This window comes from Acinetobacter sp. YH01008 (assembly GCF_013420435.1).
GTDB lineage: Bacteria > Pseudomonadota > Gammaproteobacteria > Pseudomonadales > Moraxellaceae > Acinetobacter > Acinetobacter pseudolwoffii.
Genome location: NZ_VOYD01000027.1, coordinates 1 through 22,640 on the forward strand (window position 1 = coordinate 1; position 22,640 = coordinate 22,640).

Below are 22,640 nucleotides of genomic sequence, written 5' to 3' on the forward strand. Positions count from 1 at the left end.
CTACGTGAGCGTAGTGACGAGTTGGAGAATCGTATTCTACGTGTGAAGTATTAATTGTAATACCACGTGCTTTTTCTTCTGGTGCAGAGTCGATTGCAGCGTAATCACGCGCTTCGCCACCGAATTTTTTCGCACATACAGTTGCAATCGCAGCTGTTAAAGTTGTTTTACCATGGTCGACGTGACCAATTGTGCCCACGTTAACGTGTGGCTTATTACGTTCAAACTTAGCCTTAGCCATGTTAATACTCCTCGTTTACGTCGAACACAATTCTGAGTAAAACCCAGTTCCGACATGTCGTTTTAAAAAACCAAATACCAAATACTTGAAAAGCAGACTAAATAGCCTGCTTCTGGAATATTGTGCAATAAAAATTGCTAAACTGTAATCTGGAGCTCTTATCGAGATTTGAACTCGAGACCTCTCCCTTACCAAGGGAGTGCTCTACCACTGAGCTATAAGAGCAAATATTAGCACTTCAATGGAGCGGGAGACGAGGGTCGAACTCGCGACATGCAGCTTGGAAGGCTACCGCTCTACCAACTGAGCTACTCCCGCACGATGTTGGTACAAACCACTTATTGAAGTATTAAAATTGGTGGTGAGGGAAGGATTCGAACCTTCGAAACTTTCGTAGCGGAGTTACAGTCCGCCCCCTTTGACCGCTCGGGAACCTCACCATTTTACACTTACATCAGTGCTGTTCTTTACTCAACCCTTGAAACTCTCTAAGATGGTGCCGGCACACGGATTCGAACTGTGGACCTACTGATTACAAGTCAGTTGCTCTACCAACTGAGCTATGCCGGCGTTTCTTAGTGTTTCGTACGTTTCGTATCGGAACGGTGTGCAGTTTAGCAAAACTCACAAACCATGCAAGTGTTTTTTTCAAAAAAAACCCCAAAAACTCATAAAATCAAACCATTTGATGATAATTCAACCGCTTTGATCACTGCGCGAGCTTTTATTTGGGTTTCATTCCATTCAGATTCGGGATTTGAGTCGGCAACCAGCCCTGCTCCGGCCTGAACATAGACCTTATTTTCACGGATCACACAGGTACGAATCGCAATCGACATGTCCATTTCACCATGCCAGCCTAAATAACCGACAGCGCCACCAAAAATTCCACGTTTTACCGGCTCAACTTCGTCAATAATTTCCATGGCACGAATTTTTGGTGCACCTGAAAGCGTACCGGCAGGGAAAGTTGCCTTGAAAACATCCAAGGCATCGACATCGTCACGCACTTCACCCTGTACATTCGAGACAATATGCATGACATGCGAATAACGTTCGATCACCATTCGATCAGTCACTTGAACTTTACCAATTTTTGCAATGCGTCCGACGTCATTGCGCCCCAAGTCAATCAGCATGACATGTTCGGCAATTTCTTTTTCATCAGAGAGCAAGTCTTGCTCAAGGGCCAGATCTTCTTCCTTGGTTTTGCCACGTGGTCGTGTGCCTGCTAAAGGACGCACTGTGGCAATGCCATTTTCCAAACGCGATAAAATTTCTGGTGATGAACCGACAATATGGAACGGTGTATTGTTTTCCAAGGTTTGCCCTTGTACCAGAAACAGATACGGCGAAGGATTCAGATGACGTAGCGCACGATAGACCTGTAAGGGATCACCATCGAAATCTGACACCATACGATGCCCGGGCACCACCTGCATCACATCGCCAGCACGAATATATTCTTTGACCTTTTCAACCGAGGCAATAAAGTTGTCATGTCCGGTTAGAGATTCAAAATGTGGCGGACTATGTTTTTCAGCTTTCAGGCTAATCGGTGTTGCCAGAATATTTTCCAATTCATTCAATTGTTCATGTGCTTTTTCATAAGCAATCGGGTCAGCTGCATCGGCATGCACAATCAGAAATAAGGTATCTTTTAAATTGTCAAAGACAATGACGGTTTTAGACAACATCATCCAGATATCAGGCAAGCCAACCGGATCTGCTTCAGGCACATTTTTGAGTTTGGGTTCAATATAACGCACGGCATCATAACCAAAGTAGCCCACCAGACCGCCAGTGAAGCTTGGCAATGCAGGTAAGTCCTGTTGGGTCGGCACTTTAAACTGAGCCTGAAAGTCACGAATATAGTGAAAAGGATCTGCACAGTGCTGCTTTTCAATCGAGCCGTCCGCATGCTGTACCGTCAGTTCACCGGCATTACAGGAAAATACCGTAGATTCGCCCAGCCCAATAATCGAATAGCGTGCCCAGTTTTCTCCACCTTCGACAGATTCAAACAGATAAGCCTGCTGATGCTGCTTAAGACGCGCGAAAATAGAAAGTGGGGTATCCGTATCGGCCAGACGCTGACGGTACACTGGAATCAGGTTATAGCCTTGTGCAGCAAGTTGCTGGAATTGTGCTTGTGTGGTCATGCGGTTTTTCTCTTTAAATTTGGTTTACTCAGTGTATAAATAGACTTGAACTGAGCGACGCCATCGAAAAACCTGATCACTATTCATTTTATTTTCCTAACACCCTAATTAAGCAAGCAATTCACGTAGATCATCTACAATTTCTTGAGGATGACAGTCTGCTATATTTTCACCGTGATTATAGCCGTAGCTCACCACAATACAATCAATCCCGGCGCGACGTGCAGCCTCCACATCATTGGAAGAATCCCCGATCAGTAACACCTGTTCTTTCGTTACACCATACTGTTCGACACAGTGTAATAATTGACGCGGATGCGGTTTACGCTCGCTAAAACGGTCGCCACCAATGGTCTCGGCAAAATAATGTGCCATATCCAATGTCTCTAAAATAGCACAAGCAGGAAGCTCCGGCTTATTGGTGACGCAGATCAGGGTTTTGCCCTGCGCTTTGGCCCAGTCGAGAAACTTCAGAATTCCGGGAAATGGAACCGTGTCGACACAAGGATCAACATTATAAATATCCAGAAAAGTATTCAGCAGCTCCTGATGCTGTGCGGGTGTAACTTCACCGACCAGATGTAGCAATACACTTTCACAAAATATCGAGGTGCCCTTGCCCACCCAGGTACGAACCTGCTCTTCCGTGACCAAAGGCAATTGCAACACATTCAGGCTCATATTCATGGCACGATACAGGTCATGCGCCGAATCAACCAAAGTACCATCCAGATCAAACAAGATCAGTTCACGCTGTTCTAATTGTGCAATAGACATCCCGACCCTCTTTTATATTATTCGCAGCCACAAAAAAGGCATGCGCTGTGCATGCCTTGATTGTAACCAATCATCGGCTTATTTAAACATTACCCAAGCCATAATTGCCAAAATAATCAATACAATCACTGAAATCAAACCAACAGACACATTTTTCTGGGTTTCTTTTTCCTGCTCTACCCGTGACACAGGCTGCTCAACCGGCATTGGCGTAGGTTCTGGTTTCACTGCAGCAAGATCGACGCCTTCAGGAATCGGCGCTGGTTTTGGAATCCCGACATGGGTTGGCATGCCATCTCGGGTCAGCTGGACTGAGGCATCTCGCTGCGTCAGTTCCGGTATACCCTGCTCATTCATTTGTTGTGCTGGCGTTGGTTCAGTCACTTCAACCTGTGCCACGACTTTTTCTGCCGTGGCTTCTATTTCTGCTGGAACTTCTACCGCAGCCACAGGCGCCAACACGGAAAATTTCAGGCTGGCAAACTGAACGATATCATCCTGTTTTAATAACGTTTCCTGTGCAATCTGCACATCATTGACGAAAGTGCCATTCGATGATCCTAAGTCCTGTACCCAGAGCGCATCATCTTTGAGCAAGAAAGCAGCATGTTTGCGCGAGATCTCTGCGGCCTGCAACACAATGTCTGCGGCCTGATGACGTCCCACCAGCATATCACGGTCAATGCTAATCTCTTGCCCTGTCAAGTCACCTGTAATCGCGTGTATTTTCCAAGTCATGAATTTACTTCTCTTTTCTCTTTGACATTATCATAACATGCTGTTTGTTCATGCTACATCACTTAGCTTTTCGGTCTAAGTGTTGTGGTGGTCACGGTATTCTTACGCTTTTCGACGTGTTGTCCGGGTTGTGACTGCAACACAGGCTCAATCGCGACAGGCGTGACTACCACAGCAGCTGGCTGAGTCGGCACCGGAGCAGTCGGCACAGTTTGATAAGACGAATTTTGTAAAGGTGTTTTCGAAACCGGAATACGCTGTTGATAGACATCACTGACCTGTTCCGGCAGCTTGGCAAAATTACCATCAGCATCCAGGGCCAGTTGCAGACTATACAGTTGGCTATAACGTTGCTGGGTCAGTTTACTGACTTCATTTTTATCCCCCACAATCGTTGGATGGATGAAGATCAGCAGATTACGTTTCTGATTAGATTTACCTTCAGAACGGAATAAACGCCCAAGACCAGGGATTGCGCCCAGACCCGGAACTGCCTGACGGCCATAACTGGTGTTATCCGAAATCAGACCACCCAGCACAATGGTTTGCCCATTTTCAGCCAGAATCGAAGTTTTAATCGCACGCTTGCTGGTCACCAGATCCTGCGCTTGTCCACGATCCCGATTAACAGCCGATACTTCCTGCTCCACTTCCAGACGCACCGTACCATCTTCACCAATATGCGGCACCACTTTTAAAGTGACCCCGACATCTTTACGTTCAATCGTGGTATAGGGATTGGCCACCCCAGCAGCGCCAGTTGAAACCGAGCCTGTCACAAAGGGTACGTTTTCACCGACCACAATATAGGCTTCTTCGTTGTCCATGGTCACAATGGATGGCGTAGACAACAGATTGGACTTGGTGCTTTCTTTTAAGGCCTGAATCAGCGCACCATACAGACGGCGTGAACCATCACTGCCTTCACGATAATCACCAAGCACCAACGAAGTCCCAGCTCCCACGGTACTTGCAGCACCTGCACCACCGCCGGTGAGATAACCGGCTGCCACATTTTTTAGGCTGGTACCAAAATTATCAAAGTTAATCAGCCCGATACCGCTACTGATATCTCCCAAGGCCCATTGCACCCCAAGCTGATCGGCATCTGTACCTTCTACTTCGATAATGGCAGCTTCAATCAGTACCTGTTGACGGCGAATATCCAGCTGATTAATTGCTGATTCGATTTCCCGCATCAATTGTGGATCGGCCTTAACCACCAAAGAGTTTTGCGTGGCATCGGCAATAATACTCACCCCATTTGCGCTAAAGCTGCTAATTCCACCCTGCTCGGTGTTCATGCCGGTATTCAACTGAATAGCGGAGGAAGTATTATTTCCGCTGGTGTTGCTACTGTTGTTATTGCTTAAACTGTTATTCGAACTCAGGGAAGATGAACCCGAAGACGTGCTAGTGGAATTTGAACTACTGTTCACCGCCTGCCCTGTCACCAGTCCCTGCAAGATCTCTGCCAGATTCTTGGCACTGGCATATTTCAAACGAAAGACTTTCAAGCCGCCCAGACGGTCTGCCGCCGGCACATCCAAAGTTTCAATCATTTGACGCAGCCGCTTACGCGTTGTCGGATCACCTTTAATGATAATCCGGTTGGTGCGGGTATCTGCGATGACACGTACCCGCGAACCACGAACATCTTTGGCTGCACCCGTGGCTGTCATGGACTCGATCAGCTCGATCATTTCCTCGGCCTGACTCGATTGTAGACTGACCGCTTCCATATCATTTTGACCGGTGCCATCCAGATTACGAATGATGGTTTCCAGCTGATAAATATTATTGGCCCGATCTGATACGATCAGCGCATTGGTGCCCGGCACTGCTGCCAGATGGGCAAATTGCGGCATCAAAGGGCGCAGTGCTGGAATCAGATCATTCGGATTGGTATTTTCCAGCCACAATACCCGAGTCACGATCTGGTCACCACTGGCACGGCTTCTGGCATCATAGGGAATGCCCGAGCTTTTGACATTGCTGTCCGGTACCAGCTTGATGGTATTGCCCGAAGGAATCGCCACCACACCATTGACATTGAGCACACCTAAAAACAGGTCATAGACTTCATTTTTATTCAGTGCTTTATTGGAAATAACGGTAACATTACCACGCACCCGCGGATCGACTGCGAAGTTCTTGCCGGTAATGTCAGCCACTTCATTAATGAATGCGGTGAGGTCAGCATCCCGCAGGTTGATTTTCCAGGTTTGCGCATAACCCGCCGTACTGATCATTGCTACGAGCGGGGCGGCCACACAGCATGCCCATGCTGATCGATTATTATTAAATAAAGCCATAAACTTTTGTGTTTCCTAACCCTATGCGTGATGACACATCACTTCAAATCTTGTTGTATGGTCATCGTCTGATCACCACGTTTTATTTCGAGTTTGACCTGACCTTCACGTCGAGCCTGTTCCAGTAATTGCGCCTCGGTTTGCCCCTGCGATAGCGTCTGACCGTTTAAAGATAAAATCCGGTCTCCCGGTCTTAAACCGAGTCGATTACGCAGTGCAGCTGGTGTCCGGGAAGTGATTTCAAAGCCTCCATCCGACGCACTGACCCCCATATTCTGTAAATACTGATCCTTGTTTTCCTGCATCTGCTGGATTGCCCGACCGATTTCATTTTGCGCTGAAGGCAGATTTTGTGCTTCAGCTGCGCTATTCATAATCGAAGATGGAGCAGACATCGTATTAGATGCTGGGGTTGCCGGCACGATCGGCTGATTCAAGCCATTTTCCAGCCCCTTGAATAACACTTCATGAGTGGCACCGGTTGCTCTGCGCAGAATGACCCGATCCCAATAGACCTCGGCCAGCTCAAAACCACTACTGCCCAGCATTTCTCCAACGCGATAACGATCCACCTGATCATTGACTTTCAGCACCGCAGAAGAGTTATAGCTTGGACTGGCAACCACCACGCCTTGCAAAAGAATATTGGCAGCTTCTGCTCCTGCCGCTGTTTGTCCACTTTCCTGAAACAGCGAAAATGCACTGATATTGGGGATTTGCGCCTGTTGTGAACCCAGTTCCACCCGATCCAGCTGCATAGCTTGAGGTGGTGCAATCAGCAACCAGAACATGGCCGCCAGTTTCCAGCATAAATATAGAATCAACAACAGCAACACGACAGGCGCAACACGATTGGCCTGTTTCAGATCGATATTTTTTAGATCGCCAAGAGAAATGGCCATTAGTTCAAGCCTCCCATTAGGGGTTGGCGGGTACTAATCACATAAGTATCCAGGCCAGCTTTACCTTCATAGGAGGGTGCATTCATTAAAAAGCGCTGGGTAAGCTGGATATCGAGCATCAGACTGGGATCAAGCTTTATATTCAGCATACGTTGCTCTCGGTTATCCCGAACGTCGAGTAAGAGCTGTCCGCTCTCATCTGCCAGTTGTCCGGTCATGGCCGGTACATTCATACGTTCCTGACGCTGGGCAAAGCTATAAATCAGCTCACCACCCGCCCATTGCATTTGCCCGGTCACCTGACTGAAGCCTTGTTCCTGTTTATATTTAAAATCCAGCTCTTTAAACTGAATAGCAGTCGCTGGCCATTGCCAGTCTGCCACTTTTTTTAAGGTTTCCGGCGCGAGCTGACCCTCAAGATTTTTGACGATCAAGGCTTTATTCAGCCCATAGCCCATGATCCCTGAAAGCTGAGTATTGCCGCTATGCAATTCAACATCTGCCCCAACTCGCAGCAACAGCAAGTCCAATGGCCGTACTTTCCAGTTCAGGCTGCCCCGCAAATTACCTTTTTTCCAGTCAGCACTGCCCTGCCAGATATTCCCGTTTACATTGTGCAAGGCCTGATTATTTTTATAAAATTTTGAAATCAACCAGGCAGCTGGCACTTGCAGGATCACAAAGATAAAAAACGCCACAAGAGCAAGGATGAACCATTTTAAAGTTTTAGGTTTATTGCTCATCCCACCACGACCAATATCTCAAGTCTAAATCCCCATTTATAATGTTTTCCTTATACAGACACATTATGCACACTTTTTTCCCAACGCCAATTCATAGATATAAAAAAACCAAGCAATCATGCTTGGTTCAGCAATCTTAGACTGTCTGTATGACAGCCTAATGACGAGATCAAATCGAGGCTTAGATCAAGAAATCTTCAAGCTTGGCACCTTTGTCCAGCTCTGCCACCAACCAGCGCGGCTGCTTGCCACGACCCGTCCAGGTATCATCTGGGTTGCTTTTGCTACGATAACGTGGCTCCACTGATTTACGTGATGATTTCTTGCGTTTAGACGCGCCAAATTCAAGTAACTGTTCAACCGTCATACCTACTTTGTCAGCAACGGCCAAGATTTGCTGATAAGCATCTTCGATCTCTTGGTCTTTTTTTGAAGCAATCAGTGATTCTGCTTCGGCTTGTAAACGCTTTAACTCTTCTACTGATAAATGAGTAATATCTGGCATAATGCTCTCCGATTAAATAATATTATTTGTTTTGTTAAATAATACCCCATCATATTTATATTAAATAAAACATTCAATATAAATATTTAAATCAATAACAATAAAGTTTAGAAATAATGACAAAATTAAATAATCAATTCATTTTTTAGATTTCATGTCCGGCTGTTAATTCAAGTGCTTCGATTTTCTTTCGGATATATTCTGGAATTTGAGTTTTCTGCAGGGTTTTTTGATCAATACAAACAATAACCGCTTCCGAAGTTGCCACTATACTTTGCTGTTTTTCACTCCATAATAAATAATGCATGCGGAATGCACTATTTCGGATCTCTTCAATACGTGCTGCAATTTTTAAATGATCTGGAAAAACCACCGGTTTTAAATAACGGCACTGATTTGAAGAGACCACCGTAGAGACCGATTCATTCAGTAAATCCAATGCATCCAGATAAGCCAGACGTGCATTTTCTATATAACGATAATACATGGCATTATTCACATGGCCCAATGCATCCATATCTCCCCATGCCACGCTCTGTGCATAAACCACTGGATATTGTTGTAATTCTGACATGATGATTCTCAAATTTTAATTTCGATAAAGTTTACATTGGATTCAAATACTGCATTTAACTGCTGGAGCAAGTCTTCACGGTCTTGTAAGGCCGCTTTAATTCTCAAATAACTCATACGAATATCATCAGGATATAAGTCAAGCAAATGCTGGGCTTCCTCTGTATAACCGGTGGCCTGTAACACATGCCATTTTGCAAAACTCAAAATCGGTAATGCCGGATACTTGGTTTCCCAATGCGAAATCTGCTGTGCAATATGATCATAATCCGGGTTCTGCCGTAACAATTGCTGTTGAAACCACAAATAAAATACGTCCTGATTAAATTGTTGCTCTAATAAATGAATTGCCATTGTTTCATGTTCGGCACTCATTTCAGGTATTCTGAATAATAATTTCAACCATAATAACTTGACTGTATAGTCACGATCAAATACTTGCTTTTTTAAATCTAAATAACGCTGTTGTAAATAAATTAAATCATCTTGTGTGGCCTGATCATAGGCTAATAATAATTGTTCAAGCCATATTTTTTTTACTTCTTGTTCTAAATGTCCATATTTAGTCGAGCGTAAATATAACCAGGGAAACTGTAGGGCAAATACACCCCATAATGTGGTGAGTCGCTGTTCATAGGCTGGTTTCACCTGTATTAACCATGGTGATAATTCATGCTGATTTAAAAATTCTAAATGAGTCAGTGCTTGCTCACCGTGCTGTTGCGATAAATAAATTTCAATTCGCTGCAATTCTGCCAACTCAAATGCCATCGGGTTAGACTGATTTAAAGCAGTCAAGGCATCTGTATATTGCTGTTGCCCCCAAGATAATCGTGCATCAATAATATGTTTGAGTAAGCCCGACTTGCTAAAAGACTGCTGAATAAAATCCCGTTGATCCTGAGCCGCATTTAATAACCAGATCACAGCCAGTTGTTCATAAGGATGTAAATGGGCAAAACTAAATACGGTTTCATTTTTACGCTGTTCACGGCTGCGATACTGTTTGATCGCGTACCAGAGGCAATGAATCAGAAAACTGAACGTGACCAGTGAGGCCGCCAAAAACCACAATGTGGTTTGTAACTGCCACTCACGCCAATATAAATAGACATAGCCGGCCCCATGCCCATAACTCAGGATGCTCAGCCCCGCTATACCCAGTAGGCAGATAAATAAATAGGCCAGCAAAATCTGTTTCATAAGCAATTAGCCAACTAAGGTGCGTGTATTTAATAAAGGCGTTGGAGTGACCGGTGTGGCCTTGATTTGATGCAACTGCTGAATCCAGTACTGACTACGTGCATCCGGTAATTGCTCCAAGACATCAATCACCGCATTCAACGCTTGCTGAAAGGCGACAGATTGATCTTGCTGCAACGTATTTTGTGCAATGAGCAAGCGCAACTGAGCTTCTTTCAATACCAGATGCCGTTGCATTAATACGGTACTCGGCTGCTCTGCAGCTTCGATCTGAATCCAGCGCTGCCAGAAAGAGCGTTGAGTTTCCAAACTTTGAAGATGCGGAGCCTGAATTTCTTTTTCAATTTCAGCATCCATCTGCATCAATACTTCTTTTAATTTATTTTGCTGCACCAAGCGACTATTGACGAATTTTTTCAGCATGTCCTGATCTTTCGCAATCACTTGCTGCAGACTACTGACCAAGGCGGGCGCCAAGACATACTCATCCAACTCATTCTGCAGGTGGTTTAGTTTTTCAATGGCGGTGGCATATTGTTGCTGTTGTAGTGCAAATTCAATCAGATCCAGCTGCTGTTGTACGAGAGCAATATCATTCTGCGTGTCAGCAGTTAGCACTGCAGCTGCTGCCTGAGCTGAGGGAGCGCCTGCATTTTGCTGCTGGGCGGTAAACTGGCGTTTTAATGCCACAAACTGATCATTGAGATTGGCATTTTGCTGGTGCAACTGTTTAACACCTTGATGAAGTTCAGTCTGCGCTGCATTGAGAACATAAAGGTCATAGCTGAGTTTGATGAGCCACACCACACTCAAAATGAAAAATACAATAAATAGTTTCTTCATGCGTTCCCTAGTATCAGCCTCATTTTTTGCAAGATCGTATTCGCCTCTAAATCATCAATTTGCACAAATTCAAACCCTGCCTGATGCTGCTGTTGATATTCCCCAAGAAGAGTGGCCAAACGCGGCCCCAAAACCAAATAACGGGCCTGATGCATTAAATCCGAATTATCCTGCATTAATGTCAGCCAGTTTAACCAGCTTGCTTCACTGCTGATTAGCACGGCAAAGCGCTGCTGCGCTTCAAGCAATGCCAGGTTTTCTGCCAAAATCATTGCTGTGCTTGCGGGGCATTGCCGCCGATATAAAATAAAATTCAAAATTTTGATATTATTTGCGCGCAGATGATCCATCATAAATTGACGGCCGCCTTCTCCGCGCCAGAAGGCCACAGCTGAGCCAGCAGGCAGTTGCCTTAACACGGGTAATTGCAACATGCCTTCCGAAGTTTCAAGTTCAGGCACATGACTTTGAATACCATAACCAGCCAGCGCCTGCTCAGTGGCTTTACCCACCGCCACCCATTGCACATCTGCCAAGCGCGATAAGATAATTTCCGCTTGCTGTAAATATTGCATGCCAATCTGGGCGGCAGTCGGACTGACCACCACAATGATTTTGGCCTGATCCAGCTGGCGATACAAGCGTAACAGCTCGTCGGAATAAGGCTGTGCATGCAATTCCAGCAAAGGCAATTCTAGTACAGAAATCTGCGCTGCCTGTAACTGCTGAGTCAAACTCGCAGCACGCTCACTCGGACGGGTATTAATCAGTAACATCAGTTTGAATAAAGTGCTTTCAGCAACTCGCCTGCACCTTGATCGAGTAAATTTTTGGCCAATTCCACCCCTAACTGTTCAGCTTCTGCAATTTTTCCAGTGTGCTGTGCACGCAGCAAAACCGTTCCATCAACACTGCCAACGCGACCTTCGATTGAAATCACATCATTCTGGAGCGTGGCATAGCCGGCAATCGGCACCTGACATCCGCCTTCCAGATAGGCATTAAAGGCACGCTCAGCACGCACGCAGGCATCCGTTTCTGCATGTAATAATGGCTGAATCAAGTCCAGTACCGCCTGATCATGGGTACGGCATTCCAGCCCCAGTGCACCTTGACCTACGGCCGGTAGACTGATTTCAGGAGTCAGAGTATGACGAATACGTTCTGCCAGACCTAAACGTTTCAAACCGGCACTGGCCAGAATAATCGCATCATACTGACCGGCATCCAGCTTGGACAAACGTGTACCGACATTCCCGCGCAAATCAATGATTTCGAGATCAGGACGCTGTTTTAAAATCTGGGTTTTACGGCGCAAACTGGAAGTGCCCACTTTGGCGCCCTGTGGCAATTCATCAAAGCTGGCATAGGTATTCGAGACAAAGGCATCCAGTGGATCTTCACGCTCACAGATCACCGCAAGGCTCAGCCCTTCCGGCAATGCCATCGGTACATCCTTCATGGAATGTACGGCCAGATCGGCACGACCATCGAGTAAAGCAGCTTCTAATTCTTTTACAAATAGACCTTTACCACCAATTTTGGCCAGCGGCGTATCTAGGATTTTATCGCCCTGTGTAACAAAAGTGACTAACTCGACCTGCAAACCAGCGTGCAAATCTTGTAGGCGCGCACGGATATGTTCCGCTTGCCAAAGCGCAAGTGGACTTTGTCGAGTTGCAATTTTTAGGGTCTTCATAAATTTCAATAACAGTAAATGAGAACAATAGTCTAAACTTAACCTGCTCACTTTAAAATGCAAGTGAATTTATACAAGTTTCAACTGAATGCTCTCATTGATTCCTGCTATAGCTTTTGAATCCGATCCCTTAAAAATGGCAAATGTCGCCGACTGACCGCTAAACGGTCGTCCAGCTCACGACAACGCACCTGATACTGACCTGAACTGACCACTTCCAGACCATCCAGATAATGCACCGAGATCAAGGCATTACGATGAATCCGGATAAACTGGTTCCCAAACTCCTGCTCTAACTCCTTTAAGGTTTCATCAATCAATACACTGCCGTTTTTATGACGTACAGTGACATATTTCTGATCCGCCAGAAAATAATAGATATTTTCAACTGGCACCAATTCGACACCACGATAGGTCTTTGCCGCAATCTGCTGGCGGCTGATATTGATTTCGTCCATATTTTCTTTTTGTTTTAGTTGGCTCATCTGAGCTTGGGTAAGTTTAGTTAAGTGCTCCAAAACCTGTGCCAATTCCTGTTGCATCACGGGTTTAAGCAAGTAGCCTTCGGCATTTGATTTAAATGCATCCAGCGCATGTTGGTCATAGGCCGTACAAAAGATAATTGCCGGCATCGGGTCCAGCTGACGCAAATACTGCGCACAAGCAAGGCCATTCATTTCAGGCATTTGAATATCTAATAGTATGACATCGGGTTCGTATTGGTGAGCCAGATCAATCGCTTGACGACCATGACTTGCAGTCGCCACCACATCATGCCCCAGCTGAGAGACTAAACGTGATAATCGCTCGACAGCCAAAGGCTCATCATCACAAATCAGGATGTCCATTGCTCCTCCTTACCCAGTTAACATGATCAAATACATGATAAAGCTAACTGCGATTTCTTTGATTTATTTTTATTTATATTGATATCGCACTACCGTCGTAAACATCCCTTCGCCGGCAAAGGTTTGAAAGGTCATACTGGGTCCGTAATAAGCTTGCAGACGCTGTCTGACATTTTCTATTGCAATACCATGCCCCTTTTTTAAAGTTTTATTATCCTGCGTATAAGGGTTAGTAATAATGATATTAATTTGATTTTGCAATATTTCAACCAATATGCTTATCGTACTCTTTGTGAGAATTTTTTCAACTCCATGGAAAATACTATTTTCTAACAAGGGTTGTAAAGTTAATAATGGGATTTGTACTTGTGAGTATAAGTCTTTGTTTTCTAACTTCCATTCGATTTGCAGGCGTTCACCCAAACGGATCTGCTCAATCTCCAGATAGCGCTGGCACAGATCAATTTCCTCTTGCAGACTGACCAGTTTCAACTCCTGAAAACTGGCACGAAATAAGCGGGACAGATTCAGCAGCATCTGTTCGGCTTTATCCGGATCGATGCTGATCAGGCTAATCACACTGTTCATACTATTGAACAGAAAATGCGGTTGAATCCGCGCTTGCATGGCCTGAATCCGGGCATTCAGTTCACTATGCTGCTGCTGTTCCCATTGTTCACGCAAATACAGGTAGCGAAAACAAAACATACCGAGCAAAACACCCAAACTGAGATGTAACCCAACCTGATCCAGGGCAATTGCCAGGTTTAAGCCCTGAAAATTAAAATTCATTCCAAAATGTATCACAACATTCAGACTGATGGTGGTCAGCACCACAATGGCCTGTAGTAGCAAAAAACCGGAAATGAGCGCCAGCTTAATCCCCATATGCTGAAAGGCCTGATGGAATAATTCCACCAGTGCTGCAAAACATAACAGTACCCAGTTGATATACAGCATATATTGCAGCAGATGCATCGCATTTAAAGCTTGCCACGACTGTGCTTCTGCGAGCGCTAGAATCATGGCCAGAATATTGCCGCCGACAAACAGTTCCAGCAAATAGCGAAGATTGCCAATCTGGCTAAAAAAATAGGAACTTTGTGTTTGCCCGTTTATCGATGCGAAAGATTGAGCAGATGTGACTTCGGCAATGGGCTTTGAATTTGTTATACTCTTTTTCGTTCTACTGCTTTTAATCTGATTGAGCCGACATGACCACATCTTCTAATTCCTCTAATCCATCACAAGCCCAGACTTCGGGTATGTGGGGTGGTCGTTTCTCTGAAGCGACTGATGCTTTTGTTGCTGAATTTACAGCATCTGTTCAATTTGACCAACGTTTTTATAAACAGGATATTGCAGGCTCGATTGCCCATGCAACCATGCTGGCCAAAGTAGGCGTACTGACGGCACAGGAACGCGATGACATCATCGAAGGTCTGACTGCCATTCAAGCCGATATTGAAGCAGGTAAGTTCGAATGGCGCATTGACCTAGAAGATGTGCACATGAACATTGAGTCGCGCCTGACTCAGCGTATTGGCATCACAGGCAAGAAATTACACACTGGCCGTAGCCGTAATGACCAGGTGGCTACAGATATCCGTCTTTATGTACGCGATGAAATCGATAGCATCCTGGAATTACTGAAAAAATTACAAAAAGGTATTTTAAGCTTAGCGGCTAAAAACACCGACACCATCATGCCAGGCTTCACCCACTTGCAAACCGCTCAGCCAGTGACTTTTGGTCATCATCTAATGGCTTGGTTTGAAATGTTGGTACGTGATTCAGAGCGTCTGATTGATTGCCGTAAGCGTGTCAACCGTATGCCACTCGGTTCTGCTGCACTTGCGGGAACGACTTACCCGATTGAACGCGCCTATACCGCTGAACTGTTAGGTTTTGAAGCAGTTGCTGAAAACTCTTTAGATGCAGTATCGGATCGTGATTTCGCAATTGAATTTAATGCCGCTGCATCTTTAATCATGATGCATTTATCACGTATGTCTGAAGAACTGATTCTATGGACGTCTGCGCAATTCAAATTTGTGAATATTCCGGATCGTTTCTGTACTGGTTCTTCCATCATGCCGCAGAAGAAAAACCCGGATGTACCTGAACTGGTACGTGGTAAAACCGGCCGTGTCTATGGCGACCTGATGAGTCTGCTGACCCTGATGAAAGGCCAGCCGCTGGCGTACAACAAAGACAATCAGGAAGACAAAGAACCCTTGTTTGATGCGATCGATACGGTACGTGGTTCATTGATGGCATTTGCCGACATGATTCCTGCACTGGTTCCAAACATTGCTGAAATGCGCGAAGCAGCGCTACGTGGTTTCTCTACTGCGACTGATCTGGCAGATTACTTGGTGAAAAATGGCGTTGCATTCCGTGATGCGCACGAAATTGTCGGCAAAGCTGTAGCACTGGGTGTTGCAGAGTCGAAAGATTTGTCTGAGCTGACACTTGAACAACTTCAACAGTTCTCTGACCTGATTCAGGCCGATGTATTTGAAAAAGCGTTAACACTTGAAGCATCTGTGAATGCACGTAACCATATTGGTGGAACTGCACCTGCGCAAGTCGAAGCTGCTATTGCCCGTGCTTATACTCGCTTAGAAAATCTTTACGCTTAACTTTTTTAGCTTAAATTCGGAGTATTGATATGTCTCGACAAGTATTTTGCCGTAAGTATCAACAAGAAATGGAAGGCCTGGACTTTGCACCCTTCCCAGGCCCCAAGGGTCAGGAACTGTTTGACCATGTGTCTAAACAGGCTTGGCAGGAATGGCTCAAACACCAGACTACGCTGATTAATGAAAAGCGTTTAAACGTATTTGAACCGGACGCGAAAAAGTTTCTAGAAGAACAACGTGAAAAGTTCTTTAGCAATGACGAAACTTTGGAAAAAGCTGAAGGGCTAAAGCCTGAGTAATGTTTAGAGCGCTGCTCTAAACATTACGCAAGACAAGCGAAGCACGTAGTTTCGAATGTGATAAAGGGGTCTGAAAAGGCTCCTTTTTAGTATCTCTAATACTGCTCCACCCGAACGCAAGACAAACAGCTATGCTGCACGTAGGCTTTAATCTAAAAGAATCTCCATTATTGGAGATTCTTTTTTTATACGCTGCTCTAAACATTACACAAGACAAGCGAAGCGCGTAGTTTCGAATGTGATAAAGGGGTCTGAAAAGGCTCCTTTTTAGTATATCTAACTGCTCCACCCGAACGCAAGACAAGCAGCTATGCTGCACGTAGGCTTTAATCTGCAAAGAGTCTCTTTTGAGGCTCTTTTTCATTTCTGAAATTATAAATCTTTCTCCCCAATAGCGCTTTCGAATTTCAAGAACAGAGTAATAGCAGCAAGCTAAGTTATTGATGTCTTGAATTCAGGGTTTTGATTGGGCGGCCGGTATTCTGTACTTTTTAGACAAAAGTTGAAGGATTAAAAAGCATTTTTACCTAGCCTATCCCCCGCCAATAGTCAGCCACTATCCTGCTGAAAAACATTCATATTTGTATCAAAATTATAGATTGTAAATCTTACATACAGACTGATCACAAAACGCAACAATCTGCTACAAGAAGTCATATGATTTTGCAAAACGGTCTCTCTATAATGAGCTTTAAGAAGATGAGATATCTTTGAATAACTATAACAATAAGCAACAAATACCCCGATTTCATCCCAGTTCTTCCCCCAAAGGCTGGGTATTTTTTTGCCTGTGATTTATCAAATTTTGATAATTTCGGAGCATAAAAAAAGCCCCTTTCAAGGAGCTTATTTTTTAATTTTGCTTAAGGCTGTTTCAAATAGGGCCAAGCCGCTTTCAGATAAATAAACATCGACCATAAAGTCAGGATGACTGCTGTGTACAATAAGGCATAGGCCAGCATTTCCAGTGGTGGCCAGTTCAGCAAAAACACGGTAATCGCAATCATCTGAAAAGCCGTTTTGTATTTACCCACGGTTGATACTGCAACATTGGTTCGTGCACCCAGTTCTGCCATCCATTCACGTAATGCTGAAACAGTAATTTCACGTGAAATAATCACAATCGCAGCAAAAGCCATCGACATCGAAGGTTGCCATTGCACCAATACAATCAGCGCAGCTGCGACCATCAATTTATCTGCGACCGGATCGAGAAAACGGCCAAAAGCAGAGGTCTGGTTTAAAGTTCGAGCCAGATAGCCATCAAACCAGTCCGTCACTGCAGCCACTACAAAAATTGTGGTCAAAATAATATGCCGTGTCATGTCGGAATGGTTGGCTTCAAAGCCCATTGCAGGCGGCCAGTAAGCCACCAATAAAAATACCGGAATAAGAGCGATACGCGCCAAGGTCAAGATATTTGGAATATTCAGGATACGACCTGTAGTCATAGACACCGCCAATTGTTCCCCTCATGTACGATGAAAATGCACACTTTTTTAGAGGTTTGATCCATCATTAATAGGCTTCACTTTATACGAATTGGCTGTCAGTGTCACTAGGCAAACACCGTCACTGTTTGTCTTGCCATCGCAATCAGGCGATTTTCTGCATCCCAGAGATAGGCATGCTCGGTTGCATAACCATCCGCAGCATGATCCGTAAATACTTTATATTTAAACCAATCATGCAGTTGATGCTGAAGCGGATGCACATAAGTCACGCTCCAGGTCAGACTACTCGCGGGTGCCATACTTTTAAACATCGGCAGTACACCAGGTGGCCAGATGTCGAAAATTGCCATCAGGTCAGCGATCAGGAATTCACGATTACTATGCTTTTCAGGATGAAAACGGCACCAGCCGCCAAAGTCCGGACGTGAGCTGGCACTACAAGGCAGATTGACGTCCGCCCAGGTGATTTCAAAATGGTCATAACATTCTGGCAGGCCATAACCAGCAGGAATCTGCAACAGCTGCTCTGGTGCAGCATAGTCAGGTGCCTGTTCTTCTTGCTGCACCTGAATTTCCGAGTCACGCGAGATACCAAAACTGGCAATCAGAATACTTTGTACTACCTCGTCTTGCCATAGACGCACTTCGATGGTGGTGACCGACTTACCTTCCCGCAAAATTTCAGCACTTAGTCGCACTTTCGCCTGTTGGATCGGCCCAACAAAGGTGACGCTGCAACTGAGCAGATGTTTGGCCGGATCATTGATCTGAATAACCGCTTTTTGCATCATCATTGCTGCAGCCAGACCACCATACAGGGTGCGCCCCTGTAACCATCCTGATGGAAATTCCACCCATTCCTGTTCGGAAATTTGTGCATAAAGCGCCTGCAAAGACATGTTGATCCCTCAGTGAGTCTTGATCCTCAGTATATTGAGTCAAGCTTGCTCTGCTGTGAATGATCAATGACCCGTGCGTCAATGTGCTCTTTTGCCCTTGCATTGGGCTTGATAATTATTCATGCAGCACTTTATAGATCATCCGTGCCATGACTGAACCCAATCCCGGCACCAGTTGCAGATCTCTTTCTGAGGCTTTCAGTACGCCCTGAATCCCGCCAAAATGGGTCAACAGGTCACGACGGCGTTTTGGCCCAAGGCCCGGAATGACTTCTAGTACCGATGAACCGCGTTTTTTATCGCGTTTGGCGCGGTGCTTGGTAATCGCAAAGCGATGCGCTTCATCCCGCACCTGCTGAATCAAATGGAGTGCCTTATGATCTTCTGGCAACTGAATCTTGCGACCATCGGTAAAGTGCAGGGTTTCCAGACCGGGTTTACGCCCCTCGCCTTTGGACACACCGACCATAAAGGCCTCCAGCCCTAGTTCCTGCATCACTTCCATCGCCATATGCAGTTGCCCCTTGCCGCCATCAATCAGGAGTAAATCTGGCAGCATGGCTTTTTTATAACGACGGGTCAAAGCCTGACGCATGGCGGCATAGTCATCGCCCGCCTGAATGTCATGGATGGAAAACTGACGATAATCACGTTTACGTACCCCACCACTATCAAATACCACACAAGATGCGATAGTGTCTTCACCCATGGTATGCGAAATATCAAAACATTCGATCCGGTCCACCGGGCGGCCGACCACCTGTTCCAGCTGATGGAAACGGTCATTCAGTTCAAAATGATTGGCCAACTTGCCCTGAATCGCATGCTGTACATTCATTTGTGCCAGTTCCAGCCATTCCGCGCGGGTTTCACGAACCTTGGACTTGATCTGGATTTTTTTATCAAAATGCTGCGACAGGGCAGCTTCCAGTTCCTTGCGATCGGCCACTTCGACATTGACAATCAGCTCGGCCGGAATTTCATCCGCCACCTGAAAATAGAAATTGGCAATAAAATCGGCCAGCATCTGCCCCAGATCATCACTGAGCATATCCGGAAAATAGCTTTTTCCGCCAAGCATTTTACCGTTGCGCACATGCATGATCTGCACACAGGTCACCCCGGCCTGATAAGCAATCGACAAAATATCGGCTTCGCCTTTGAGCTTATAAATCGCCTGCTGTGACTGCACATCTCTTAGCAGTGCCATCCGGTCGCGGTAGAACACGGCCTTTTCAAATTCCAAAGCTTCGGCTGCCGCTTCCATTTTTGCGATCAGTTCCTGATTCAGCTCCTTGGTATCGCCCTGCAAAAAGCGAATCGAGTTATCCACATCTGCTTTGTAGTCTTCCGGAGAGATAAATCCGACACAGGGCGCCGAACAGCGCTTGATCTGGTATTGCAGACAGGGACGGGTTCGGTTGGCAAAAAAGCTGTTTTCACAGGAACGCACATTAAACAGTTTTTGCAGCACCACCAAGGTATCCCGGGCGGTATAGGCACTTGGATAAGGCCCAAAAAACTTGCCGACCTGATGCTTGCCCTTGCCGCGCCCACTGGCCAGTCGTGGATAAGGTTTATCTGCGGAAACAAAGATATAGACATAAGATTTATCATCGCGCAGCATGATGTTATACGGCGGATGATGCAGCTTGATCAGGTTCTGTTCCAGCAACAAGGCTTCGGTTTCAGAGCGCACCACCAAGGTCTGAATATCATAAATCCGCGCCACCAAGGCCTGGGTTTTGGGATGATCCAGCGTTTTGACAAAATAGCTGGAGACCCGGTTTTTCAGATTTTTGGCTTTCCCCACATACAACAGTTCGCCGTCTTTGCCATACATCCGGTAGACCCCGGGCAGGCTGGTCATATTGGCCAGAATTTTCTCGATATGAGGACGTGCGTTTTCGTTCACCTAAAGCCTATTTTTTACATGCAATCTGCAGATATATGTGATGATTATTCGGTTATTTTCAAGCGAAAACACAAAATTCCCCTCAACTTGACACCCAATTTAAAACTATAGCTCAGCCATCTTTGCAATCTATAGCTTTCTCCGCATGATCTGATTGCTAAAAGCTCTAAATTTCAACCTTTAACTTTGCTATGCTCGAAGGGTCTAGTTTTGAGATGATTCGCATGACCATGCAGCAATCGGGCATCCATATTGTTCAACCATCCAGCTCCACCCATCACCCCTCTGAGCGTGATCGCCGGATTGGCAAACCGCGTTTTCATTTCGAGCCGAATCACGTGATGCAATTGCTGCGTGAACGGATGATTGGACAGGATGCCGCCTTAAACGAGATTGAAAAAATGCTGCATGTGGTCAAGGCCGATTTCTCCAGTCCGGAGCGTCCACTCTCGGTCACCTTGATGCTCGGCCCAACCGGCGTGGGTAAAACTGAAACCGTGCGTCTGATTGCCGAAGCGATTTATGGTCGTCCGGATGCTTTCTGCCGGATTGACATGAACACTCTGGCACAGGAACATTATGCCGCGGCACTCACCGGTGCGCCGCCAGGTTATGTCGGTTCTAAAGAAGGTCACAGCCTGTTTGATGAAACGGCGATTGCCGGCAGCCATACCCGTCCCGGCATCATGCTGTTTGATGAACTGGAAAAAGCCAGTAACGAGGTGATTCGTGGTTTGATGAATGTGCTGGATACTGGCAGATTGACCCTGACAGCTGGAACCAAAACTATTGATTTCCGTAACTGCATGATCTTTATGACCAGTAATGTCGGCGCACAGGCGGCACAGCAATATCTGGAAAAACTCAGCTACCTGCCACAGCAAATACAGGCACTGTGCCTGAAACATGTACCCACCCAGCGCATTATTGAAAAAGTCATGCAGCGTAAATTCGATCCTGAATTTCTAAACCGGATTGACCGCAGCCTGCATTATCAGGCGGTACAGCATGATGCCCTGCCACGTCTGGTCGAAATTGAACTGGAAAAACTCAATAAACGCCTGCAACATCAAAACCGACAAGTACATTTATCGGATGCAGCCAAAGCCTATTTCTATCAGGGCTATGATATTCGTTACGGCGCCCGGCATTTGGGCCGCAAGCTGCGTACCGAACTGGAACCGGTTCTGGCGCTGTATTTTTTAAGCCAGCCCGAGCAGTTCAGTCTGCATCTGGACTGTGTCGATGGACAATTTGTGGTTCTGCCTGAGCAAGCAAAAGCTTAAATCATGCAGACTCACTATCCGTTTTATTTGCTTGAATTGCCTGTCTAAAAGCGGTCGGATCTGTAGGTGAAACCAATACAAATTTCTGCACGCCGTCTTCCCTATAGTCAATCCGCAGACGCTTTAAGGACAAGGCCGGTGCAATGATAGAGTGATCTGTCGGCTGGATGGACTGGATGGCGCTCAACGGAATCTGCCAGCTCAACCACAGGCTTTTAATACTCAGCACTCCATTTTCCAGCACATAGCGCGTACTCCACAGCGGCCACCACAGAATAATAATGGTCAGAATGTAGATGGCTGTGTGCAGTGGATATTGCTGCAGGGTACCTTTGGCCTGCATGGTCAGCAGCAGTTGCAGTAACAGGCCACTCATACAGATCAGAAAAGCGACCAGCCACCAGTCTTTTTTGGAACGAAATACCTGCATCGAGATCCCCATATCTATGTGCCTGATCATCATAAACAATTCTGTGCCAGATGACAGAGGTCATATTCAACAGAAGCACTGTTATTTCAGGCCTAGCATCAACATAGGCATGCTGGGGCTGAAATCCTCAGAAAACCCTCGACTAAAACAATCAACTGCAGTT

General features: G+C 45.7%; 22 protein-coding genes and 4 tRNA genes. 3 read left to right on the forward strand and 23 right to left on the reverse strand.

Annotation, left to right across the window (positions count from 1 at the left end):
- From FTT75_RS12755 to FTT75_RS12845, 19 genes are all read right to left on the reverse strand, one after another.
- Positions 1-241 (reverse strand): GTP-binding protein (locus tag FTT75_RS12755; protein WP_257220114.1); only part of this gene is annotated, 241 nt, incomplete at its 3' end.
- A 150-nt stretch (positions 242-391) separates the two neighbouring features.
- Positions 392-466: transfer RNA gene (locus FTT75_RS12760), tRNA-Thr, on the reverse strand.
- A gap of 17 nt (positions 467-483) precedes the next feature.
- A tRNA-Gly gene (locus tag FTT75_RS12765) sits at positions 484-559 on the reverse strand.
- 38 nt (positions 560-597) lie between these two features.
- Positions 598-681: transfer RNA gene (locus tag FTT75_RS12770), tRNA-Tyr, on the reverse strand.
- Between the two features lie 54 nt (positions 682-735).
- Positions 736-811 (reverse strand) — tRNA-Thr (locus FTT75_RS12775).
- Positions 812-909: 98 nt separating this feature from the next.
- Positions 910-2,403, reverse strand: coding sequence for an anthranilate synthase component I (gene trpE / locus FTT75_RS12780; protein ID WP_100354883.1), 1,494 nt, complete (start codon positions 2,401-2,403; stop codon positions 910-912).
- 108 nt (positions 2,404-2,511) lie between these two features.
- Positions 2,512-3,180: a phosphoglycolate phosphatase gene (gene gph / locus FTT75_RS12785; protein WP_100329455.1), complete on the reverse strand. Its 669-nt coding sequence runs from the start codon at positions 3,178-3,180 to the stop codon at positions 2,512-2,514.
- Between the two features lie 78 nt (positions 3,181-3,258).
- Positions 3,259-3,918, reverse strand: coding sequence for an FHA domain-containing protein (locus FTT75_RS12790; RefSeq protein WP_005095259.1), 660 nt, complete (start codon positions 3,916-3,918; stop codon positions 3,259-3,261).
- A 62-nt stretch (positions 3,919-3,980) separates the two neighbouring features.
- Positions 3,981-6,233, reverse strand: a complete 2,253-nt coding sequence (gene gspD, locus FTT75_RS12795; protein ID WP_180096697.1) for a type II secretion system secretin GspD — start codon at positions 6,231-6,233, stop codon at positions 3,981-3,983.
- Between the two features lie 38 nt (positions 6,234-6,271).
- Complete coding sequence (locus FTT75_RS12800; RefSeq protein WP_074383927.1) at positions 6,272-7,135, reverse strand: type II secretion system protein N; 864 nt, start codon at positions 7,133-7,135, stop codon at positions 6,272-6,274.
- Positions 7,135-7,878, reverse strand: coding sequence for a type II secretion system protein N (gene gspN, locus FTT75_RS12805; RefSeq protein ID WP_180001408.1), 744 nt, complete (start codon positions 7,876-7,878; stop codon positions 7,135-7,137). Before gspN ends, FTT75_RS12800 begins: the two co-directional genes overlap by 1 nt.
- A 181-nt stretch (positions 7,879-8,059) precedes the next feature.
- Positions 8,060-8,386 (reverse strand): H-NS family nucleoid-associated regulatory protein, encoded by a 327-nt coding sequence (locus FTT75_RS12810; RefSeq protein ID WP_167381258.1) that lies wholly within the window; start codon positions 8,384-8,386, stop codon positions 8,060-8,062.
- A 142-nt stretch (positions 8,387-8,528) separates the two neighbouring features.
- Positions 8,529-8,957 (reverse strand): thioesterase family protein, encoded by a 429-nt coding sequence (locus FTT75_RS12815; RefSeq protein ID WP_180186595.1) that lies wholly within the window; start codon positions 8,955-8,957, stop codon positions 8,529-8,531.
- An 8-nt stretch (positions 8,958-8,965) separates the two neighbouring features.
- Positions 8,966-10,159: a hypothetical protein gene (locus FTT75_RS12820; protein WP_100354889.1), complete on the reverse strand. Its 1,194-nt coding sequence runs from the start codon at positions 10,157-10,159 to the stop codon at positions 8,966-8,968.
- 6 nt (positions 10,160-10,165) lie between these two features.
- Positions 10,166-11,002 (reverse strand): hypothetical protein, encoded by an 837-nt coding sequence (locus FTT75_RS12825; RefSeq protein ID WP_005173060.1) that lies wholly within the window; start codon positions 11,000-11,002, stop codon positions 10,166-10,168.
- On the reverse strand, positions 10,999-11,778 hold the full coding sequence (locus FTT75_RS12830) for a uroporphyrinogen-III synthase (RefSeq protein ID WP_100356940.1): 780 nt from the start codon (positions 11,776-11,778) through the stop codon (positions 10,999-11,001). Before FTT75_RS12830 ends, FTT75_RS12825 begins: the two co-directional genes overlap by 4 nt.
- Complete coding sequence (gene hemC, locus FTT75_RS12835; protein ID WP_005095241.1) at positions 11,778-12,701, reverse strand: hydroxymethylbilane synthase; 924 nt, start codon at positions 12,699-12,701, stop codon at positions 11,778-11,780. The genes FTT75_RS12830 and hemC overlap by 1 nt, the downstream gene beginning before the upstream one ends.
- 107 nt (positions 12,702-12,808) lie before the next feature.
- The gene (locus FTT75_RS12840; protein ID WP_180186597.1) at positions 12,809-13,549 is read right to left on the reverse strand and encodes a LytTR family DNA-binding domain-containing protein; all 741 of its coding nucleotides are present in this window, start codon (positions 13,547-13,549) and stop codon (positions 12,809-12,811) included.
- 69 nt (positions 13,550-13,618) lie between these two features.
- The gene (locus tag FTT75_RS12845) at positions 13,619-14,773 is read right to left on the reverse strand and encodes a sensor histidine kinase (RefSeq protein ID WP_074383921.1); all 1,155 of its coding nucleotides are present in this window, start codon (positions 14,771-14,773) and stop codon (positions 13,619-13,621) included.
- Here FTT75_RS12845 and argH point away from each other — a divergent pair.
- Both argH and FTT75_RS12855 read left to right on the forward strand, forming a co-directional pair.
- Positions 14,764-16,194 carry an argininosuccinate lyase gene (gene argH / locus FTT75_RS12850; protein ID WP_180186599.1) on the forward strand — a complete coding sequence of 477 codons (1,431 nt, stop codon included), beginning with the start codon at positions 14,764-14,766 and terminating at the stop codon, positions 16,192-16,194. The genes FTT75_RS12845 and argH overlap by 10 nt on opposite strands.
- Before the next feature lie 29 nt (positions 16,195-16,223).
- A complete protein-coding gene (locus FTT75_RS12855; protein WP_005095230.1) occupies positions 16,224-16,493 on the forward strand; it encodes an oxidative damage protection protein in 270 nt (89 codons plus the stop codon).
- A gap of 863 nt (positions 16,494-17,356) precedes the next feature.
- Here FTT75_RS12855 and pgsA read toward each other — a convergent pair.
- The 3 genes from pgsA to uvrC form a co-directional block, all read right to left on the reverse strand.
- Complete coding sequence (gene pgsA / locus FTT75_RS12860) at positions 17,357-17,944, reverse strand: CDP-diacylglycerol--glycerol-3-phosphate 3-phosphatidyltransferase (protein WP_005095228.1); 588 nt, start codon at positions 17,942-17,944, stop codon at positions 17,357-17,359.
- Between the two features lie 107 nt (positions 17,945-18,051).
- The gene (locus FTT75_RS12865) at positions 18,052-18,846 is read right to left on the reverse strand and encodes a thioesterase family protein (protein ID WP_180186601.1); all 795 of its coding nucleotides are present in this window, start codon (positions 18,844-18,846) and stop codon (positions 18,052-18,054) included.
- A 115-nt stretch (positions 18,847-18,961) separates the two neighbouring features.
- The gene (gene uvrC / locus FTT75_RS12870) at positions 18,962-20,761 is read right to left on the reverse strand and encodes an excinuclease ABC subunit UvrC (protein ID WP_005173083.1); all 1,800 of its coding nucleotides are present in this window, start codon (positions 20,759-20,761) and stop codon (positions 18,962-18,964) included.
- Between the two features lie 224 nt (positions 20,762-20,985).
- Here uvrC and FTT75_RS12875 point away from each other — a divergent pair, with 224 nt between their 5' ends.
- Positions 20,986-22,047: an AAA family ATPase gene (locus FTT75_RS12875; protein WP_100534497.1), complete on the forward strand. Its 1,062-nt coding sequence runs from the start codon at positions 20,986-20,988 to the stop codon at positions 22,045-22,047.
- Position 22,048: 1 nt separating this feature from the next.
- On the opposite strand, the gene FTT75_RS12880 is transcribed toward FTT75_RS12875, so the two are convergent.
- Positions 22,049-22,477, reverse strand: coding sequence for a PH domain-containing protein (locus FTT75_RS12880; RefSeq protein WP_100534748.1), 429 nt, complete (start codon positions 22,475-22,477; stop codon positions 22,049-22,051).
- Positions 22,478-22,640 lie beyond the last annotated feature (163 nt).

Bases quoted from the DNA above. Each gene is read 5' to 3' on its own strand.
- gspD (WP_180096697.1), bottom strand. From the start codon at position 6,233: ATGGCTTTATTTAATAATAATCGATCAGCATGGGCATGCTGTGTGGCC.
- FTT75_RS12830 (WP_100356940.1), bottom strand. From the start codon at position 11,778: ATGTTACTGATTAATACCCGTCCGAGTGAGCGTGCTGCGAGTTTGACT.
- FTT75_RS12865 (WP_180186601.1), bottom strand. From the start codon at position 18,846: ATGTCTTTGCAGGCGCTTTATGCACAAATTTCCGAACAGGAATGGGTG.
- FTT75_RS12800 (WP_074383927.1), bottom strand. From the start codon at position 7,135: ATGGCCATTTCTCTTGGCGATCTAAAAAATATCGATCTGAAACAGGCC.
- FTT75_RS12825 (WP_005173060.1), bottom strand. From the start codon at position 11,002: ATGAAGAAACTATTTATTGTATTTTTCATTTTGAGTGTGGTGTGGCTC.
- FTT75_RS12845 (WP_074383921.1), bottom strand. From the start codon at position 14,773: ATGTGGTCATGTCGGCTCAATCAGATTAAAAGCAGTAGAACGAAAAAG.
- pgsA (WP_005095228.1), bottom strand. From the start codon at position 17,944: ATGACTACAGGTCGTATCCTGAATATTCCAAATATCTTGACCTTGGCG.
- gph (WP_100329455.1), bottom strand. From the start codon at position 3,180: ATGTCTATTGCACAATTAGAACAGCGTGAACTGATCTTGTTTGATCTG.
- FTT75_RS12815 (WP_180186595.1), bottom strand. From the start codon at position 8,957: ATGTCAGAATTACAACAATATCCAGTGGTTTATGCACAGAGCGTGGCA.
- FTT75_RS12855 (WP_005095230.1), top strand. From the start codon at position 16,224: ATGTCTCGACAAGTATTTTGCCGTAAGTATCAACAAGAAATGGAAGGC.
- FTT75_RS12880 (WP_100534748.1), bottom strand. From the start codon at position 22,477: ATGCAGGTATTTCGTTCCAAAAAAGACTGGTGGCTGGTCGCTTTTCTG.
- trpE (WP_100354883.1), bottom strand. From the start codon at position 2,403: ATGACCACACAAGCACAATTCCAGCAACTTGCTGCACAAGGCTATAAC.
- gspN (WP_180001408.1), bottom strand. From the start codon at position 7,878: ATGAGCAATAAACCTAAAACTTTAAAATGGTTCATCCTTGCTCTTGTG.
- FTT75_RS12790 (WP_005095259.1), bottom strand. From the start codon at position 3,918: ATGACTTGGAAAATACACGCGATTACAGGTGACTTGACAGGGCAAGAG.
- FTT75_RS12840 (WP_180186597.1), bottom strand. From the start codon at position 13,549: ATGGACATCCTGATTTGTGATGATGAGCCTTTGGCTGTCGAGCGATTA.
- hemC (WP_005095241.1), bottom strand. From the start codon at position 12,701: ATGAAGACCCTAAAAATTGCAACTCGACAAAGTCCACTTGCGCTTTGG.
- FTT75_RS12820 (WP_100354889.1), bottom strand. From the start codon at position 10,159: ATGAAACAGATTTTGCTGGCCTATTTATTTATCTGCCTACTGGGTATA.
- FTT75_RS12875 (WP_100534497.1), top strand. From the start codon at position 20,986: ATGACCATGCAGCAATCGGGCATCCATATTGTTCAACCATCCAGCTCC.
- argH (WP_180186599.1), top strand. From the start codon at position 14,764: ATGACCACATCTTCTAATTCCTCTAATCCATCACAAGCCCAGACTTCG.